Origin of the sequence: Timaviella obliquedivisa GSE-PSE-MK23-08B (assembly GCA_019358855.1) — a bacterium.
Lineage (GTDB): Bacteria > Cyanobacteriota > Cyanobacteriia > Elainellales > Elainellaceae > Timaviella > Timaviella obliquedivisa.
This window is the reverse complement of sequence record JAHHII010000003.1, coordinates 463,199-482,238: the sequence shown is the minus strand read 5'-3', so window position 1 is coordinate 482,238 and position 19,040 is coordinate 463,199. Positions and strand designations below refer to the sequence as shown.

General features: G+C 47.8%; 15 protein-coding genes. 6 read left to right on the top strand and 9 right to left on the bottom strand.

Annotated features, from left to right (window positions below):
• The first annotated feature begins 82 nt into the window (after positions 1–82).
• Positions 83–772, top strand: a complete 690-nt coding sequence (locus KME11_08135; GenBank protein ID MBW4515179.1) for a DUF3120 domain-containing protein — start codon at positions 83–85, stop codon at positions 770–772.
• Between the two features lie 123 nt (positions 773–895).
• The gene (locus KME11_08130; GenBank protein ID MBW4515178.1) at positions 896–1,882 is read left to right on the top strand and encodes an adenylate/guanylate cyclase domain-containing protein; all 987 of its coding nucleotides are present in this window, start codon (positions 896–898) and stop codon (positions 1,880–1,882) included.
• 92 nt (positions 1,883–1,974) lie between these two features.
• On the opposite strand, the gene rpmA is transcribed toward KME11_08130, so the two are convergent.
• From rpmA to KME11_08115, 3 genes are all read right to left on the bottom strand, one after another.
• Complete coding sequence (gene rpmA, locus KME11_08125; GenBank protein ID MBW4515177.1) at positions 1,975–2,277, bottom strand: 50S ribosomal protein L27; 303 nt, start codon at positions 2,275–2,277, stop codon at positions 1,975–1,977.
• A gap of 38 nt (positions 2,278–2,315) precedes the next feature.
• On the bottom strand, positions 2,316–2,696 hold the full coding sequence (gene rplU / locus KME11_08120) for a 50S ribosomal protein L21 (GenBank protein MBW4515176.1): 381 nt from the start codon (positions 2,694–2,696) through the stop codon (positions 2,316–2,318).
• 120 nt (positions 2,697–2,816) lie between these two features.
• Positions 2,817–3,260, bottom strand: a complete 444-nt coding sequence (locus KME11_08115; GenBank protein MBW4515175.1) for an RrF2 family transcriptional regulator — start codon at positions 3,258–3,260, stop codon at positions 2,817–2,819.
• 281 nt (positions 3,261–3,541) lie between these two features.
• Between KME11_08115 and KME11_08110 the strand changes: the two genes are divergently transcribed.
• The 4 genes from KME11_08110 to pheA all read left to right on the top strand — a co-directional run bounded on the left by KME11_08110 (position 3,542) and on the right by pheA (position 13,296).
• Positions 3,542–3,931, top strand: a complete 390-nt coding sequence (locus KME11_08110; GenBank protein ID MBW4515174.1) for an AbrB family transcriptional regulator — start codon at positions 3,542–3,544, stop codon at positions 3,929–3,931.
• Positions 3,932–4,421: 490 nt separating this feature from the next.
• Positions 4,422–8,933: a DUF4347 domain-containing protein gene (locus tag KME11_08105; protein MBW4515173.1), complete on the top strand. Its 4,512-nt coding sequence runs from the start codon at positions 4,422–4,424 to the stop codon at positions 8,931–8,933.
• A 454-nt stretch (positions 8,934–9,387) separates the two neighbouring features.
• The gene (locus KME11_08100) at positions 9,388–12,348 is read left to right on the top strand and encodes a DUF4347 domain-containing protein (GenBank protein MBW4515172.1); all 2,961 of its coding nucleotides are present in this window, start codon (positions 9,388–9,390) and stop codon (positions 12,346–12,348) included.
• 105 nt (positions 12,349–12,453) lie between these two features.
• The gene (pheA, locus tag KME11_08095) at positions 12,454–13,296 is read left to right on the top strand and encodes a prephenate dehydratase (GenBank protein ID MBW4515171.1); all 843 of its coding nucleotides are present in this window, start codon (positions 12,454–12,456) and stop codon (positions 13,294–13,296) included.
• Here the strand turns inward: pheA and KME11_08090 are convergent.
• The 6 genes from KME11_08090 to rpsL all read right to left on the bottom strand — a co-directional run bounded on the left by KME11_08090 (position 13,285) and on the right by rpsL (position 19,018).
• Positions 13,285–13,962, bottom strand: a complete 678-nt coding sequence (locus KME11_08090) for an LON peptidase substrate-binding domain-containing protein (GenBank protein ID MBW4515170.1) — start codon at positions 13,960–13,962, stop codon at positions 13,285–13,287. The two genes, pheA and KME11_08090, sit on opposite strands and share 12 nt — an antisense overlap.
• Before the next feature lie 179 nt (positions 13,963–14,141).
• Entirely contained in the window at positions 14,142–14,459 is a 318-nt protein-coding gene (gene rpsJ / locus KME11_08085) for a 30S ribosomal protein S10 (GenBank protein MBW4515169.1), read from the bottom strand.
• A gap of 94 nt (positions 14,460–14,553) precedes the next feature.
• Positions 14,554–15,783, bottom strand: coding sequence for an elongation factor Tu (gene tuf / locus KME11_08080; GenBank protein MBW4515168.1), 1,230 nt, complete (start codon positions 15,781–15,783; stop codon positions 14,554–14,556).
• Positions 15,784–15,810: 27 nt separating this feature from the next.
• Complete coding sequence (gene fusA / locus KME11_08075) at positions 15,811–17,886, bottom strand: elongation factor G (GenBank protein ID MBW4515167.1); 2,076 nt, start codon at positions 17,884–17,886, stop codon at positions 15,811–15,813.
• 90 nt (positions 17,887–17,976) lie between these two features.
• On the bottom strand, positions 17,977–18,447 hold the full coding sequence (gene rpsG / locus KME11_08070) for a 30S ribosomal protein S7 (protein ID MBW4515166.1): 471 nt from the start codon (positions 18,445–18,447) through the stop codon (positions 17,977–17,979).
• Positions 18,448–18,631: 184 nt separating this feature from the next.
• On the bottom strand, positions 18,632–19,018 hold the full coding sequence (rpsL, locus tag KME11_08065) for a 30S ribosomal protein S12 (protein ID MBW4515165.1): 387 nt from the start codon (positions 19,016–19,018) through the stop codon (positions 18,632–18,634).
• Positions 19,019–19,040: the final 22 nt, after the last annotated feature.

The following is a 19,040-nucleotide window of genomic DNA, read 5'->3' as shown; positions in this document are numbered from 1 at the left end:
GAAAAATAAACTAATCTATCAGAAAACCTTGTCCTCCTATACGCCCCCTTCTACAAAAAACTATCCAGACCCGTTTCCCAGCTTGGGCGACAGGTTTTCTTCCCTTTTATCTTTAGAGAAATGGGTATCTCGAAAATGGCAGTTTTTTGCAGCCGCGGCTTTCCTCGTCTCGGTTCCAGTGTTTTTTCAGGCTCCCTTAGTCAGGATTGTTCCTGAATTTAGCTTAATTGCCACGCTAGGCTGGCTATGGCTCAGTCTTTTCCTCAGGAATCGACCTTCTACTTACTTAACAGGGGATTTGCTGCTGGGATTTAGCTTGACCTGGTTAGCAGGTTCAATTTACTGGGGTTGGCTGCGCTGGGAACCTTTGTGGCATTTGCCTATTGAAGCGATCGCCCTTCCTTTCACCATAATTTGCTTAGCAAAAGGTTGGGGCAAAGTAGGCAACTGGTTCTACCTTGGCTCATTGCTAGGCACTGCCATCACCGATGCCTACTTTTATTTGATGAACCTCCTGCCCTCTTGGCGGCAGGTCATGCAGGTTGAACCTGACAGTTTACAAGATAGTCTACAACCGATTTTTCAAAGTGCTGTAGCACAGATTCAAACTCCCTCGGGCGTGGGTTGGGCGATCGCCCTCATTGCAACGCTGCTTATCATTGGCTGCATTCCTCTCCGCTCTCAGCAACTTCACCACTGGGTCTTTGCGGGTGCCGTTTTGAGTACGTTATTAGTAGATGGATTGTTCTGGTTCGTCGCAGTTAGCTTTTAACGAAATGAGAGGCGGGAATAGGGCTATGATTGAATCTTTCCTAAACCCATTCAGCGGATAGTTGTGGGTTGAAACGGGAAAAGTAAGGATGAACCCTGATTAAATCAGGACTTTTCGCTGCTGATGACTGTACAACCCATCCCTCACTTAATACTGCAAACTGATTCAGGTAATCGTTACCTGTCTTTAGTTGGAACTACCTGCTGGACAGTAGGACGGGGAGACGACAACAACTTCGTGTTGCCCGATCGCTGGATTTCGCGCAACCATGCCATGTTTCAGCGCATGGAAAATGGAGAATTTTACCTCATTGATTTGGGCAGTCGGAACGGGTCATTTGTCAATGGCAGACGAGTCAGTGTGCCTGTCACACTTCAAAATGGCGATCATCTCACTTTTGGGCAAACCGAACTAGATTTTTATTGTCCTGATGTCACCCAGTTGTTTGTCACCCCAGTGGGCATGGAGATGCCCGAAATTTCGGCTACTGCTACGCTGCATGTCCGCCGCTACATTTCAGTGCTAGTTGTTGATATTCGCAATTTTACTGGTATGACGCGGCAGTTAGATGAAAAGGTGCTATCAGAAGTGATTGGGACTTGGTTTCGCTGTGCTGGAGAAATTATTCGAGAGTACGGAAGCTGGGTTGATAAATATATTGGCGATGCGGTAATGGCAGTCTGGATTCATGGCGCTAAGGCAGTTGAGCATCAAGAAATGGTGCGAATCGCTAATGCCCTAAATGCCCTCCATAAAATGACAAGCCAGCTTCATGAAAAATATCCATTGCCTGCTCCGGTACGAATTGGGGCAGGGTTGAATACAGGTTACGCCATGGTCGGCAATACCGGATCGGGCGATCGCCCCGATTACACCGCTTTGGGCGATACAGTCAACGCAGCATTTCGTCTGGAATCTTCTACAAAGCAAATCGGCTTAGACATTGCCTTTGGCGAAACCACCTACGAGTATTTGGCAGAATCTGAATTTAGCCTTTTCAAGCAATATACCGTCAACCTAAAAGGCTATGACACGCCCACTAGCACCTACGCTGGCACCTTTGCGGATTTAGACAAATTCCTTCGACTGGTCAGCGATAGCTCAACCTAAAAACACTTCAACTTAAAAGGGTTACAGCCTTTCGACTATAACCCCCCTAGAAATTTGATTGAACAACCTAGTGCCAACGCTCTAGCGATCGCCTATGCAGCAACCGCCTCAACGGCAACCGCCTCAACAGCAACAGCAGCTACAGGAGGATAAACACAGATTCTCTTGCGTCCTTTACCTTTTCTTTCAAAAGTAACGACTCCATCAACGAGAGCAAACAGCGTATCATCGCTGCCCCGACCCACGTTGGGCCCCGGATGGATTTTGGTGCCCCGCTGACGAACCAGAATATTGCCCGCTCTTACAGCTTGCCCACCATAGCGCTTAACGCCCAAGCGTTGAGCATTTGAATCCCGACCGTTACGAGTACTACCTGTACCTTTCTTGTGAGCCATAGTTTCCTCTACCTTTCTCTCTAAATTACTTTAACGCACTACTCTGCAATAGATGCAGCAGGAATAGGAGCCTCTACTCTGTCAGGAGCGGTAGCAGATTTACCATCCATATTGATGGAATTAACCATTAGCCGAGTTAATTCTTGACGGTGCCCTTGCTTTTTGCGGGTCTTCTTTTTAGGCTGCATTTTGTAGACAATGATCTTGCGATCGCGGAAGTGGCGCAACACCGTTCCTTGTACCGTTGCTCCAGCCACAATGGGCTGACCCACCGAGGCTTCTCCATCAAAATCTACAAATAGAACATGCTCAATGGTTACTGTGTCATCCACCTCAACAGCAAGACGCTCTATGTCATAAAAGCGACCGGGTTCAACCCGAATCTGTTTGCCGCCCGTCTCAATAATTGCGTAAGTCATGAAAATTCCTCTAAAGACGCCGTACAGGTAGTAGATTCTCTCTACGTTTAACAAAAACCTGATCCGAGCAATTTAATAACCAGTTCATTATTGTGACGAATAGACAGGATGCTTGTCAACTTAAACAACAAAATTGGTCGATTCGCCCTGAGATGCCTTCCAACTTCGCGCATCATAATAAAGGTCTTCTAAGGTTATTTTGTATAACGACTCTTTTACCTTCTGGTGAAGCCGATGCCACAGCGTTAGGGTCACCCAATCTTCAGATTGTTCTGCCTCTAAGGTATGTTTAGGCAGAGGGTCGACGGTTTCACCCACGGCTTCTAAAATTTGACCCAAAGAAATTTGTGCTGGCGATCGCGCTAGTTGATAGCCGCCTTGGGCACCTCGCACCGATTCGACTAATCCGGCGCGCCGGAGTTCAATCAGCAGCTTTTCTAAATAGGGAGCAGGTAAATTTTGGCGTTGGGCGATCGCTTTCACCGAAGTGGGTTGGTGCTTAGGCTGCAAAGTCAAGTCGAGCAGAGCTTTAACACTATAGTGTCCACGGGTGGTTAGCTTCATAGATTTTCAAAGAATTGATATCTGAGTTATTAACTTTACCAACTTGTCAAATTGCTAATGCATTTAAGCCCAGCACTTTTCTCGCCGATGTATTAATTGAACCGATACAATCGAGCCTTAATCACAACCTAAAAGAGAGAGTCATAACTCAGAGAATAAAGTGGTGTAACAGGGGTATATAATTTAGCAAGCTGATATAAAGCTGAAGGTAAAATGTCGCTGCATCTATCAGCTAGCGTAGCATTATATCAAGTTGTCGCAGTTAATTGAGATGCAGAATAATGAGTAGGAAAAAAAAGAACGAGCCTTTGACAGGAGAAACGCTTCTCAATAAAGTCAAAGAACTGGAGCATCACACGAAAGAAGAAAAGGCAAAAGAATGCGGCTACTACACCATCACTAAAAATGATGTGGTACGCGTCAACATGATGAAGTTTTACAATGCCCTTCTAGAAGCAAAAGAAATTGAAGTGGATGGCAAGCAATCGGGCAATGGGCGAGGAGGGCGCAGTGCTAGCTACCGCATTAGTGTTCAAGCAAATGGCAATTTGTTGATTGGGGCTGCTTACACGAAGCAAATGGAATTAAGACCGGGAGATGAATTTGAAATTTCCTTGGGTCGCAAACATATTCGTCTTAAGCAAGTAGATTCAGAAATGGATGAGGACTAATTCTAATATGCAGTGAAGTCTTACTTACAGAACAAGCCATGAGTATTAGTCTATGGATGGGTTTTACCTATCCATTTTTTTGTAAAAAATCTGTGGCAATCATATCTATTGTTTCAAGCGATCGCTCCCAATCTATCCATAGCAAAAATTCTATCGTTGTCGTTTGAGTTAGGCGATCGTAATTAAGTTTTAGCCAAATAAAACTTGCACTTCATTAGAAAATCATCTCATCAATGAAATCTTTGCGATCGACTTGGGTAGTTAAAGTTTTTAGACCCAAAACAAGACTGACGACTCATCAGAAGTTCATTTCATCAGTGAGATTTATGCGATCGCCCTGGGCAAGTTATGTAGAGTCTTCAATGCATTAACCATCTGCCACAAGGTTTAGAACTTTGGGTTCTAGCTGATAAATCTAATGGCAGGCATCTCTTCCCTCTATTTCCTGATTCTTAATTTCCTCATAACTAGCGCCTACGGAGCCTACATAATGTCAGACGTTTCTCGTTTCACCCCCACTGCTACTGAAGTCTTAGTTGTCATTGATTCAGGAGTTGCAGATTTTCAATTGCTTGCTGAGAGCGTCGTAAATGGCGCAGCGCTGTTGGTTTTAGATTCTCAGCAGGATGGCATTCAACAAATTACCGAGGCACAGCAGCGGCATAAGGCGAACACCCTCCACATCATTTCCCACGGCGCTCCCGGTTGTCTTCACCTGGGCAATACCCAACTCAATCTCAGCAACCTCAATACTTACACCGAAAAGCTTCAGTCTTGGTTTGCTAACACTACTCAACCTCAACTCCTTCTCTACGGTTGTAACGTAGCTGCCGGAGATGCAGGCGAAGAATTCATCACCAAGTTTCAGTATTTGACGAGAGCAGAAATAGCAGCATCTACTACATTCGTCGGGAGTGCCACCCAAGGCGGAAACTGGAACTTAGACTTCAAAACAGGTGAAATTGCTCCAGCCCTGGCTTTCTCAACAAAGTTGCTAGAAACCTACGCTTACACCTTTGTCATCGAATCTGTTCAAGTGGGCGCTGAGGCATACGCTCGAGGCAGCTTTATCCAGGTGGGTCTAAGAGCCAACGGCACTTTTGGAGCCAGCGGAGCAGGCATACCAACAGGCTGGCAACCCACCCGGTCAGGTACAGGTCTAATGGGGTTTATCGCCGATTCTGGAAAAGATGGCTGGGCAACTTTTGATGGCGATTTCTTCACTCCTGGCGATCCCGAAGAAGGATTCACCCTAGAAGTGGGGGGTACAACTTACAGCAATAATACTTCCGGATCGCTTGCCGAAGTTGTGGGTTCAATCACTGGTGTCACCAATGGAGTCACTGTTCTAGGAAGTCCTGCGGCTGAAATTAATTGGTCTGGTAGCGTTGCTGGAGTGAAAGTAGACCGGACTTTTACAGTGGCAGAGGATGGTCTTTTCATCCTTATGAAGACAACTCTGACTAATACATCAGGGTCGAACATTACAACTCCAATCTACTGGATGCATAACGTCGATCCAGATAATAACCAGTCTATCAACGGTAGCTTTGACACAACTAATACAATCGTCTCTCAACCCAATGGTTCTACTGATCTAGCACAAGTTACGGCAACGCAGCCTGACGGCAGCACCCTATCTCTTGCTGCCATCGATCCACAAGCCCGTGTCACCTATGGCGGATTTTCCAACCGAGATGCTTCAGATGGTTGGAATGGAGTTGGCTTCACCGCTACTACTTCATCTTCAACTACAGCCGATCAAGCGGTATCACTGTCTTACAAAATTGATAGCCTTGCTGCTGGAGGATCGACTACTTTCTTCTATGCCTATAACCTTGCTGCTGATTCAAGCTTTTTAGCCAGTGTTTTGGCTGCATTTTCTAAGCCTTCTACTCCTGATTTACTTGCAACCAGCGATACAGGAATTCTTGACACTGATAATATCACTAGTGACAATACCCCCACCTTCGCTGGAACTGTTGCTCCCAACGTCACTGTCAGCGTATTTGCAGGTACTACTCTCCTAGGCACCACCACTGCCGATGCATCTGGAAACTGGACTTTAACCGCCACCACGATCGCCGATGGCACCTACGACATTACTATAAAAACCACAGACGGGGCAGGCAAGCTCAGCCCTTCTTCTAGCCCTCTTTCAGTCACGATCGACATCGTAGATCCTCCTAGTGCACCTAGCAGCTTAGACTTGATCGCCTTAAGTGACGACGGCACCTCCAGCACCGATGACATCACCAGTGACACTACCCCTACCATCACCGGGACAGCAGACCCTAACAGCACGATTGAACTATTTGATAATGGAACATCGCTCGGTACCACAACATCAGATGGAAGCGGTTTCTGGACGTTTACCCCCAGCGTATCCCTAGCTCCCGGCACTCATCCTATCACCGCTATTGTCACCGACACCGCCGGAAATGCTAGCCCTGTCTCTACATCGCTACTCATCACCATTGTTGCAACTCCCACAGTTCCCTTCAACCTCGACTTAGTTACACCTAGCGATACAGGCGTTTCCACCAGCGATGACCTCACTGCTAATAACACACCGACTATTGTTGGTAAAGCAGATCCAGGTATCGAAGTTTCTCTCTTCGACAATGGCATCTTGATAGGCACAGCCACAACCGATGGGAATGGCGACTGGTCATTCACCCCCAGTACTCCCCTGAGCGAGGGTGCCCATCCTATTACAGTCAAAGCCAAAGATGGGGCAGGCAACTTGGGCGCAGCTTCCAGTCCATTAACTATAACCATTGACACCCTTGCACCTGCTGCACCTGGAGGTTTAGACCTCACTGAGGCAAGTGACGACGGCACTTCTAATACTGATAACATTACTAGCGACAATACCCCTACTATCACAGGCAACGCTGAACCCAACAGCACGGTTGAACTGTTTGATGGAACAACCTCTTTAGGAACAACAACTACCGACGGTTCAGGGGCTTGGACATTTACTCCTAGCAGCCCACTCTTAGTCGGTACTTACTCTGTTACGGCAATAGCCACCGATGCAGCAGGTAATACGGGAGCAGTGTCAACCTCTTTGCCCTTGACCATCACCGCGCCTCCTGCAACTCCTTTCAACCTAGACTTGGTTGATGCTAGCGATACTGGAGCCTCCAACACCGACGAACTGACTCAAGACAGCACGCCTACGATCACCGGAAAAGCTGACCCCAATACCACTGTGGTCGTGTTCGACGGAACGACCGAGCTAGGTGAAGTCGTTGCTGATGCCTCTGGTAATTGGACATTTACTCCCGTCTCTCCGATCGCAGATGGCGTACATCCTTTCACTGCCAGGCAAAAAGATGGCGCAGGAAACTTGGGAACTGCCGCCGCACCGCTCAATATCACCATTGATAGTACTGCTCCTACCGCTCCTGCTACTGCCCCTAATTTAGTAGATAGCAGTGATACAGGCGCTTCTAATACAGACAACGTGACTAGCGATAATACTCCTACCTTTAATGGTGTTGCTCCGTTGGATGCAACGATGGTAGAACTGTTTGCTGGAACCACATCCTTAGGCAAAGTTCCAGTTGACGGCTCTGGAAATTGGAGCTTAACTCCCGCAACTCTGCTGGCAGATAACACCTACAGCATTACTGTGAAGGCGATCGACGCAGCAGGTAACACTAGCCCTGCTTCATCACCGCTCTCCGTCACCATTGACGCGCTCCCCCCTAAAGTCACCTTTACTCCGCTCCAAACCAACGACACCACCCCGGCTTTAACCGGAAAAATTGATGACCCTAACGCAGTCGTCGAGGTCAAAATCGGCGGGGTGACTTATCAAGCTACTAACAAAGGCGATGGCACCTGGTTCATCCCCGACAATACGATCGCCCCTCTTGCCGAAGGTGGCTTCGATATCCTGGTCACGGCTAGAGATAAACAAGGCAACTCAGGCATAGATAACGGGGGCAGTGGTACAGGTGGCATAGGCGGCGCTACGAAGGCTGTAACTATTGACAAAACTGCCCCCACAGGTGCGATTCTTGCTGTTACGCCCACGCAGGCTGGCGTTAATACTGTTGCAATTCAGTTCACCGAGCCTGTCACTAACTTTGATGTTTCTGACCTCCAACTGACCCGAAGTGCAGATGGCGTTGAGACACCTGTATCTTTATCAGGGGCAAAACTCACCACTGCTGACGGTGGTAAAACTTGGGCATTGACCAACATTGCCGGAGTTACCATTGCAGGTGACTATAAGCTAACGTTGAACCGTAGCGACATCAAGGATTTGGCAGGCAACGGCATCGCCGCAGGTGCAATTAGCTCCTTCAGACTGGGAGAGGAGTGCGTCTTCGGTACAGCTTTGGCAGTTCCTACGCTTAAGGGCAAAAAAGGAACTAAGAAGACTGGCAGTGGCGGTAGTAATAGCCTGAGCGGTGGTAAGGGCAAAGATGAATTTAAGGGAATGAATGGCAATGACCGTTTATCAGGCGGGGGCGGTAGCGATCGCCTCGATGGCGGTCAGGGCAAGGATATGATCATTGGCGGCACCGGACGCGACATCTTAATGGGTGGAGCAGGTAAAGACAAACTCAAAGGCGGCGGTGGCAACGACATGCTGATCGGCGGTGGCGGTAAAGATCTTCTGGTGGGCGGCAATGGTTCTGATATTCTGATCGGCGGGGCAAAGAAGGATATGCTCAAAGGTGGCAGAGGCAAAGATATGTTTGTCTTTAGTGGCTTAGCGTCTGAAGGGAACGATCTGATCAAGCGCTTTGAAACTCAGCGAGATGTCATTGATATCCGCTCAGTTTTTGCTCGTGCTGAATTTACCGGAGCAACGCCCGATGCAAAGTACCACAAATATATTCAAACGGTGCAAGTAGGCGCGAACACAGAAGTGCGAGTTGACTTGGATGGGGCAGGAGCCGGAACGGTGTTTGGAGCGATCGCCACGCTCAAAAATATTAACGCTTCCGTTATAACCTGCTCTAACTTTGTAGTCGCTTAAAGACACCTCAGTTCACAGTAAACTTGCTAAAGCAAAAGCCTCTAGAAGATTAATTTCCTAGAGGCTTTTGCTTTAAGGAAATAAGTCAAACAATAAAGTCCTAGGAAAAAGTCTCAAGAAATCTTTAAACCGTGCTTGTACGGAGAGAGAGAAGCAAAGTTCTTCTGCAACTTCAATACAAACCATAGAAAACCACAACTTAAGAGGCAGGTTTTTTACATTCAACCTCAGTGATTTCATAGCATTTAACATCTTAAACTCACCATTTATGGATTACCGAAAACTCGCTCCAGATCTTATTAAACCCTTTGATAAGTACTACTTGAGGTACTTGACGCAGAAAATTTTCTGATCAGCATCGCTAAATTTGTTGATTGTTTTTATCTCAACTGATTAAATTATCTTGATATCCAGTATTCTTATTTACTGGTTGCATCTCTAGTGGTAATCACCTATGACATCTACAAGCCCCTTGACTCTAGTCCTGGTTGATTCAACTGTTAATGATTACAAGCATCTTGTCGAAAACCTCTGCTCTGAAGCAGAAGTTATTGTTCTTAATCGCGATCAAGATGGTGTTGAGCAAATCACTAAAGCATTAACAGCACGAGATAATATTGAGAGTCTTCATATTCTCTCCCACGGAAGCTCTGGGAGAGTGTACTTAGGTTCCACTCAACTAAATTCAGAAACTTTAGAAGATATTTATGCTGACCAGATCCAAGATTGGCAACAGGCATTTACTTCCAATGCCAACATCTTGCTCTATGGTTGCAAAGTTGCGGCTGGAGACATTGGTCAACAATTTGTACAAAAACTGAGTGCGCTAACTCAGGCTAACATCGCTGCATCAACCAACCTAACTGGCAGCGCGGCGCTAGGCGGCAATTGGGAACTAGAGTTTACCATTGGAGAAATTTGTACACTCCCTATTTTCCAACCCGAAGCGCTAGAAGCCTATGCTTGTGTTCTAGGCGTTCTGCTGGAAGAGACGTTTAGAAATGCTGATGTAACCGAAAAAACCTGGAAATTCGAGACAGGCACGATCGGCGGCGTTGTCTCCAACCAACCTTTTTTAACTGCACGAACGACTGTTGCCCCCTCTGCTCCAGGCGGTTTGCCCGGAGGAGGAACCGATATCGTTGGTAATGGTGCGCTTCGCTTAACCAGCAATGCCAATAACCAGGCAACGTTTGTGCTTTATGACAAACCTTTTTCTGCTACTGAAGGTCTATCAATCACCTTTGACTTCTTCGCCTACAACGGAAGTGCGGGTGCAGATGGCATTAGCTTTTTCCTGATCGATGCTGCCGAGACAAGACCCATTACGTCTGGGGGATACGGTGGCTCATTGGGATATGCCAACAGTATAGATCCTTCAACTCTCGCGCCCATTGCTGGCATAGAAGGGGGTTATGTTGGCATTGGGTTAGACGAGTTTGGCAACTTTTCTAGCGCAACCGAAGGTCGTATTGGAGAGGCTGTTGGCGGTCGAAAAATTGACTCAGTTGCAGTTCGAGGACGCGAAAGCACAGGTTACCCCTATTTGATTGGAACAAATACGTTGTCTCCTGGCATTGACAATGCAACTGCTACCACCCGAGATGCGGCTCAAAAAAGGGCGCAGATTGACATCACCCCGATAATCGGTGCAACAGGTGGAATTTTAAGCGTTAAGGTCGACCTTAATAACGATGGAGATTTTACGGACGCTGGAGAAACGCTACCTGATTACGATTTGCGAGTAAATAATGGTGTTGTCCCGACAAGCTTCAAAGCTGGATTTGCCAGTTCTACTGGAGCTAGCACTAACATTCACGAAGTCCGTAACCTCAAGATTACAACATTGAAGCCCGGAGTCAGCTTTACGGGGACAGGGGTAACGACTAATCCAGTCACGGGAGTTTCGAGTGTTACAACCCTTGAAGGTGGCACTGCTCAGACTGTTAGCGTCGTGCTAGGCGCTCGCCCTACCAGCAATGTAACCCTGAACTTGCTTAGCACAGATACTACTGAGGGGACAGTCTCAGTGCCTGCCCTTACCTTCACATCTGCAAATTGGGATGTGCCCCAAGTCTTTTCGCTTATCCCGGTGGATGATGCGATCGCAGATGGCAATATTCCTTACACTATTACGACTACTTTTACGTCAACCGATCCTGCTTATACTGCCCTTGATCCTGCCGATATCAGTGTTACTAACTTCGACAATGAGGTACAGGCTGGCAATACCCCTCCTGTTGTCCCAACCATTACACCTCCTGCTGTAGTTGCGGGTGGCACTGTTGCGATCGCGGGCTTAACCGCCACCGACCCTGATGGTATTGGCTTTTATACCATCACAACAATTCCTTCTGTCAGTCAAGGCACTTTGTTCTTAGGCGATCCAGCCCAGACTGGCGTTCCAGTCGCTGCTGGACAAAACCTCAACTCGACGCAAATTGGACAGCTATTCTTTAGGGCAGGAACGGGCTTTTCGGGAACCAATTTTACCTACACGGCAACCGACAGTCGGGGTGCAACCAGCGATCGGAGAACGGTATCATTTGCAGCTGGCTCGTCGCCTGAGCCGTCGGATAGAGAAGAGGTTTGTGTTCCTGGAACTCCCATCAATGGCACCAATGGCAACAATAAGCTGGATGGAGCCGATGGCATTGAAGATACAATCTCTGGCAGAAATGGCAACGATCGCCTTAGAGGTTTCGGCTGCAACGATTTGCTAGACGGCGGTGCAGGCAACGATCGCATCTTAGGGGGGACAGGCAGAGACACGCTCAGAGGACGAAGTGGCAATGATAGGCTGTTGGGTGGTGCAGCTAGTGACGTTCTGAATGGAGGTTTAGGCAACGATCGACTGGAGGGCGGCGAAGGAGATGACATCCTTAAAGGTCGGCGGGGTCGAGATTTGCTGATTGGCGGCGCTGGCAACGACGTGATGAGTGGTGGTCGGGGCAACGATCGGCTTAGGGGCGGCAGTGGCGATGATATCGTAGACGGCGGTGAGGGTGACGACTTTGTTAAAGGCGGCGGCGGCAACGACATTCTCACTGGGAGACAGGGTCGAGATACGTTAGTTGGTTTTGCCGGAGATGACATCATTTCAGGTGGCTTAAGCAATGACTTAATTGTGGGAGGTCTAGGTGCCGATCGCCTGACTGGCAATCGCGGGAGAGATGTTTTCGAGTACCGTAGTTTGCAAGACGGTGGCGATACCATCACAGATTTTGCCGCCAATCGAGACTCTATCAACCTGAACCGGATCAGTGCAGGGCGATCGTTTAGTAGCTTTGTCACACTCAGCCAATCCGGTAGTGACACTCTGGTGCAGGTTTCTACCGGTTCTGGTTTGACCACGCTTGCCACTTTAACAGGTGTGACAGCAAGCACCTTGGGAGCCAGAAACTTTGCAGTCTAAAGCCTTTAGCTAATTATTTTATTTCTCCCTAATCTTTTTTGAACGAAGATTAGGGAGTCTTTGTTTGGGTTACACTTTTGCCATCTCTCTTCATATACCTAAACTATGCCCACCTCGATCGCCCATTTAGGTCCTATTGGAACGTATGCCGAGAGCGCTGCCATTCATTACATGAAAACCTTACCGCACTCGGATATCACCCTACATCCCTATCTCAGCATTGCTCAAACCCTGCAAGCCGTTGTCGATCGCCAAGTCAATATCGCTGTCGTTCCGGTCGAAAACTCGATCGAGGGAGGAGTCACCTTTACGCTAGACACACTTTGGCAACTAGACAACTTGCAAATTCAACAGGCGCTAGTTTTGCCGATCTCCCATGCTCTGCTCTCTGTGGCTCCATCTCTTGACGAAATTCAGATGGTTTACTCTCACCCTCAGGCGTTGTCTCAATGCCAAGAATGGCTCGGAAAATTCTTGCCCAACGCTCAACAAGTTCCCGCCAATTCCACAACTGAGGCGCTGAGACATTTAGCTGAAGACGCAACGGCAGCGGCAATTTCTTCCCAACGGGCGGCTCAAATTTATGGATTGCCGATGTTGGCGCAAGGAATCAACGATCGCCCCGATAATTGCACTCGTTTTTGGGTTCTTAGCTTAGAGCCTTCTTTGGCAGGAAGTCACAGTTCTTTAGCTTTCAGCCTATTGGCAAATCAACCTGGGGCATTAGTAAAAGCACTCCAAATCTTTGCAACACGGGAAATCAACCTCAGCCGCATTGAGTCCCGTCCCACCAAGCGATCGCTCGGGGACTATCTCTTTTTTATTGACCTAGAAGCAAGCTTCCAAAATACCTCAGTTCAGTCAGCGCTGGTTGAACTCCAGAGCTATACGGAAACCATCAAGACCTTTGGTAGCTATAACCTTGCGCCAATTAGCTCATCGATCTAGGAAATCCAAATCATCGTCATCGTCATCGCTCAGCACATCTTTCAAGGCCGTGCGTGCCGCCAAATGATTACGAGTAGAAGTCAGAATTTCGCTTTCTCGCTCTAGCCGAGCAACGGTATCTTGCATTTCTAAAAGGGCTTGCTGTTCATGGGCAACCCCATGAAGATTACCAGCAACCCAGTACGAAAGCTCCAAAGGTAGGGTTGGAATGTCGTCGGGAAGTTCAATTTCTTGTCCAGTCAGCTTACCGGAAAGGCGAACGACATCATGAAGAAGTTGATCGACCTCGGTAGCCAGCGATTGCAGGTTTTGGTCAGTTGGCAAATCCTCAATCCACTCGACTAAGCCCACGTAGTAAGGCTTATCTCGAACATACTCTAAAACCCGGAATCTTTGTTGTCCAACTGCCATCACTTTAAGGCGATCGTCGGGTAGACGTTGATGTTGAATTACCTCGGCGCAGCAGCCCACGTTTGCCACTTTACCGTCAGTGGGATCAACCATCAAGATGCCAAAGCGACCATCGCTTTGTAAAATGGTATTCATCATAATTCGGTAACGAAACTCGAAAATATGAAGAGGAAGCTGCCGACCTGGGAACAAAACTAGCTCGGAAAGCGGGAATAACGGAAGTTCGCGGACTGCAACTGATTGAGAAAATGTCATCGCAACTCTGATCGGCTTAAAGGACTTGAAGGAGGATAGAACTATGTTTTTTGAGGATTTATTTTCGATCGAGTATTAAAAAAGAGTAGATGTCAATGAATGACACTCTACTCTTTTAAGTTTAACGTATCGATCGAAAGAGTCTGGACGTTGCGATCGCAGATTCTAATAGAAGATCTTTAAAGCTTCACTTCAATATCAACACCAGCGGGCAAATCTAGTTTCATCAACGCATCAATCGTTTTAGAAGAAGGCTGATAAATGTCGATAATGCGGCGGTGAGTGCGAGTCTCGAAATGCTCACGAGAGTCTTTGTCAACGTGAGGAGAACGGAGCACGCAGTAAATTCGGCGACGAGTTGGAAGCGGAATAGGTCCGATCGCTGTAGCGTTAGTGCGATTAGCAGTATCGACAATCTTCTCGCAGGATGTGTCGAGGATGCGTTGATCAAAAGCTTTGAGGCGGATACGAATTTTTTGCTGTTGGATAGCTGCCATTGGAGTTACTGAATGATGAATTTGAATTGTCGAGGTTCAGAAAAGAACGAATCATCAGCAGCCGATTAAACTGCTGATGATTGTTTAGAATTGCCTACTTGAGAATCTTGGAAACAACGCCCGCACCAATGGTACGACCGCCTTCCCGAATAGCGAAACGCATCCCTTGTTCAATGGCGATCGCGTTGATCAACTCCACCGTCATTTTGATGCGATCGCCAGGCATCACCATTTCAGCCGCGCTACCGTCATCTGCGGTAAATGAAACGATAGAACCTGTTACATCTGTAGTCCGGACATAGAACTGAGGTTTATAACCGGGGAAGAAAGGAGTTTTACGTCCGCCTTCTTTTTCTTGAAGCACATACACCTCACCCTCAAACTGAGTGTGTGGTTTGATCGAGCCTTTCTTAGCCAGCACCATGCCACGCTCAATGTCTTCTTTCTTAATGCCGCGAAGCAACAGTCCCGCATTGTCACCTGCCAATCCTTCTTCGAGCTGCTTCTTAAACATCTCAATTCCAGTGACGGTAGTTTCCCGCGTATCTCTGATGCCGATGATTTCGACCACTTCGTTGATCTTGATCTTGCCCCGCTCAATCCGACCCGTTGCTACGGTACCTCGACCTGTAATCGTGAAGACATCCTCGATCGCCATCAGGAAGGGCTTATCGATATCCCGCTCAGGAGTGGGAATAAAGCTATCTACAGCTTCCATCAAGTCGTAGATTTTGTCAGTCCACTCGTTATCACCCTTAACCAACTTAGGATTCTTGACAGCGGCTTCTAGTGCCATCAGACCTGAACCGCGAATGATGGGCAGGTCGTCACCTGGGAAATCGTAGTCACTGAGCAACTCGCGCAGCTCTAGCTCAACCAATTCCAGTAATTCTTCGTCATCCACTTGATCAATTTTGTTCAAGAAAACGACGATGCTAGGAACACCCACCTGCTTTGCCAGCAGAATATGTTCTTTGGTCTGAGGCATAGCACCATCAGTTGCAGCAACCACTAAAATTGCGCCGTCCATTTGAGCCGCCCCGGTGATCATGTTTTTCACATAGTCAGCGTGTCCAGGACAGTCCACATGGGCGTAGTGACGATTTTCAGTCTCATACTCCACGTGGGCAGTATTGATCGTAATACCCCGTGCTTTCTCTTCGGGAGCAGCATCAATCTCGTCATATTTACGAGCTTGAGCCTGTCCCAGAGCAGCCAGGGTCATCGTGATAGCGGCTGTCAGGGTTGTTTTACCATGGTCAACGTGACCAATAGTGCCGATGTTAACGTGGGGTTTTGTCCGTTCAAACTTTGCGCGTGCCATGTGTCTATCCGTTCCTCATTTACTGAACTATGCGTTCCCTTTGTTCTTTGCGATGATGGTTTCAGCCACGTTACGAGGAACTTCCTCATAAGCACTGAATTCCATTGTAAATATGCCCCGACCCTGAGTCTTAGACCGGATATCAGTAGCATATCCGAACATTTCTGCCAAAGGTACTTTAGTTGTAACCTTGGCAATGCCTTGCTCGGTGTCTTGACCTTCGATATGTCCCCGACGGGAGTTAAGGTCACCGATGACGTTGCCGATGAAGTCTTCGGGAACTTCAACTTCAACCTTCATAGTAGGCTCCAATAGAACAGGTGATGCCTTCATTACGGCTTGCTTGATGGCCATTGAGCCAGCAATCTTAAACGCCATTTCTGAAGAATCAACGTCGTGGAACGAACCATCTACCATTGTCGCTTTCAGATCGATCACCGGATAACCAGCTAGGATACCAGATTCGCAAGCTTCCTTCATCCCTTGTTCCGCAGGACCGATGTATTCTTTGGGAACAACACCGCCTACGATTTTAGAGACAAAGACGAAGCCTGTTCCCGGTTCCCCAGGTTCTAGATCAATCACGACGTGACCATACTGTCCCTTACCGCCGCTCTGACGGACAAATTTGCCTTCCGCCCGAACAGATTTGCGAACCGTTTCGCGGTAAGCCACTTGAGGTGCGCCAACATTGGCTTCTACCTTAAACTCGCGCTTCATCCGATCCACCAGGATCTCTAGGTGCAGTTCACCCATACCCGCAATCACAGTCTGATTGGTCTCTGAGTCAACATGCACCCGAAAGGTTGGATCTTCCTCTGATAGAGACTGAAGCGCCTTGGAGAGTTTTTCCATGTCCTGCTTAGTTTTGGGTTCGACCGCTACCGAAATGACAGGCTCAGGAACAAACAAGGATTCTAAAATAATCGGGTTAGTATCGTCGCAAAGGGTGTCACCTGTGAAGGTGTCCTTCAGTCCCAGTGCTGCACCTAGGTCTCCGGCTCTAAGCTCATCTACTTCTTGGCGATCGTCTGCTTTCAAGATAATTAAGCGCGAAATTCGTTCTTTCTTGTCTTTGGAAGCATTGTAGACGTAGCTACCCTTAGTCAAAACCCCAGAGTAGACCCGAACAAAGGTCAAGCGACCATAGGGGTCTGCCATGATTTTGAATGCTAAAGCAGAAGTCGGCTCATGATCATCGGCGTGACGAGTCGCAGTCGTGCCATCAGGAAGAATGCCTTGAATTGGCTTGACTTCGATAGGTGAAGGTAAGTAATCCACCACAGCATCTAGCAGCAGCTGAACACCTTTGTTCTTAAAAGCAGAGCCGCAGACCATGGGGACAATGGTTCCGGCGATCGTGCCAGTTCGCAGCCCTAGTCGAATCTCTGCCTCAGTGAGTTCGATCCCTTCTAGATACTTTTCAGTGAGCGCATCTTCAGTTTCAGCAACCGATTCTATCAGTTTTAGGCGATATTCCTGAGCAATATCTTCCATATCAGCAGGAATGTCCGTTTCTTCTACATCAGTGCCGCTGTCGTTTTTGTAGAAGTAAGCTTTCATCTTGACTAGATCAACGATGCCTTTAAAGGTATCTTCGCTGCCAATAGGAAGCTGAATGGGTACTGCATTAGAGCGCAAGCGATCGCGAATTTGTCCATACACCTTGTAAAAGTTTGCGCCCGTGCGATCCATCTTATTAACGAAAACAATCCGGGGTACGCTGTAGCGATCGGCTTGCCTCCAAACAGTTTCAGATTGAGGCTGAACGCCACCCACCGAACAGAACACAGCAATTACACCATCTAATACACGCATAGAACGTTCAACTTCGATCGTGAAGTCTACATGTCCCGGAGTATCGATAATATTGATGCGGTGATCGTTCCAACTGGTGGTAATGGCAGCCGCCGTGATCGTGATCCCTCTCTCACGCTCTTGCTCCATCCAATCCGTTACAGCAGTACCATCGTGAACTTCACCAATTTTGTGAACCACGCCGGAATAAAACAGAATTCTTTCTGTCGTTGTTGTTTTGCCTGCATCAATATGTGCAGCGATACCAATATTCCGAACCCGTTCAATCGGGATAGTGCGTGTCACAGTGACCTCCTTACTCAGCAATGCAGCAAAGTGCCGCATCTTTCTCGATCTTATACGTTTGACCCCAATCTAGGGTGGAGACTTTAAGAATTAGTAGCGATAGTGAGCAAATGCTTTGTTTGCTTCTGCCATCCGATGAGTTTCCTCACGTTTGCGAATGGCACTGCCTGTTTCATTAGCAGCATCCATGAATTCGTTTGCTAGTTTGCCTGCCATTGTTCGCCCAGCGCGTGCTCGCGAAAACTGGCTCAACCAACGAAGTGCCAGAGCAATGCCGCGATCGGTACGAACTTCCATCGGAACTTGATAGGTTGCACCACCGACACGGCGAGCCTTGACTTCAACTAAGGGAGTAGCATTTTTGACGGCGCGTTCAAACACTTCCAAAGGGTCTGAACCTGTGCGCTCTTTGATGATTTCAAAAGAGTCATAGATCAGGCGAAACGCCAGTGACTTCTTGCCACTTTTCATCAGGCGGGACACCATCATTGTGACGAGACGGCTATTATGTACGGGATCAGGAATAATTGGACGTTTTTGAACTTTAGTACGACGAGACATAATTATTTAACCCTTGGCGTTGAAAGTATTTTCTACTGAGTGCTACGCTGCCTCAATCGAAGTTGAGAACAGACATTTGAACGATTACATAGATAAAGTCCCTACTTTCCCATACGGCTTAAGCCGTAGCGTTGCAAGCAGGGAGCCAATTTTTGAATAAAGCGGTGAGAGCGCCTTATCTACGCTATTTGGCAGCAGCAGCTTTCGGACGTTTTGCACCGTACTTGGAGCGACCTTGCTTACGATCTTTGACTCCAGCGGTATCAAGGGTTCCACGAATAATGTGGTAACGAACACCCGGCAAATCTTTGACCCGACCGCCACGAATCATGACGACGGAGTGTTCTTGTAAGTTATGCCCAATTCCTGGAATGTAGGCAGTAACTTCAAAGCCAGAGGTCAAGCGCACCCGTGCAACTTTACGGAGGGCTGAGTTAGGCTTTTTAGGGGTGGTAGTATAGACGCGTGTGCAAACACCGCGACGCTGGGGGCAACTCTTCAGCGCAGGGGATTTGGTTTTCTTGATGGTTTTTTGGCGTTCGCTGTGGATAAGCTGTTGAATTGTTGGCATGGGCTGGGACGAGTTGTGCCTT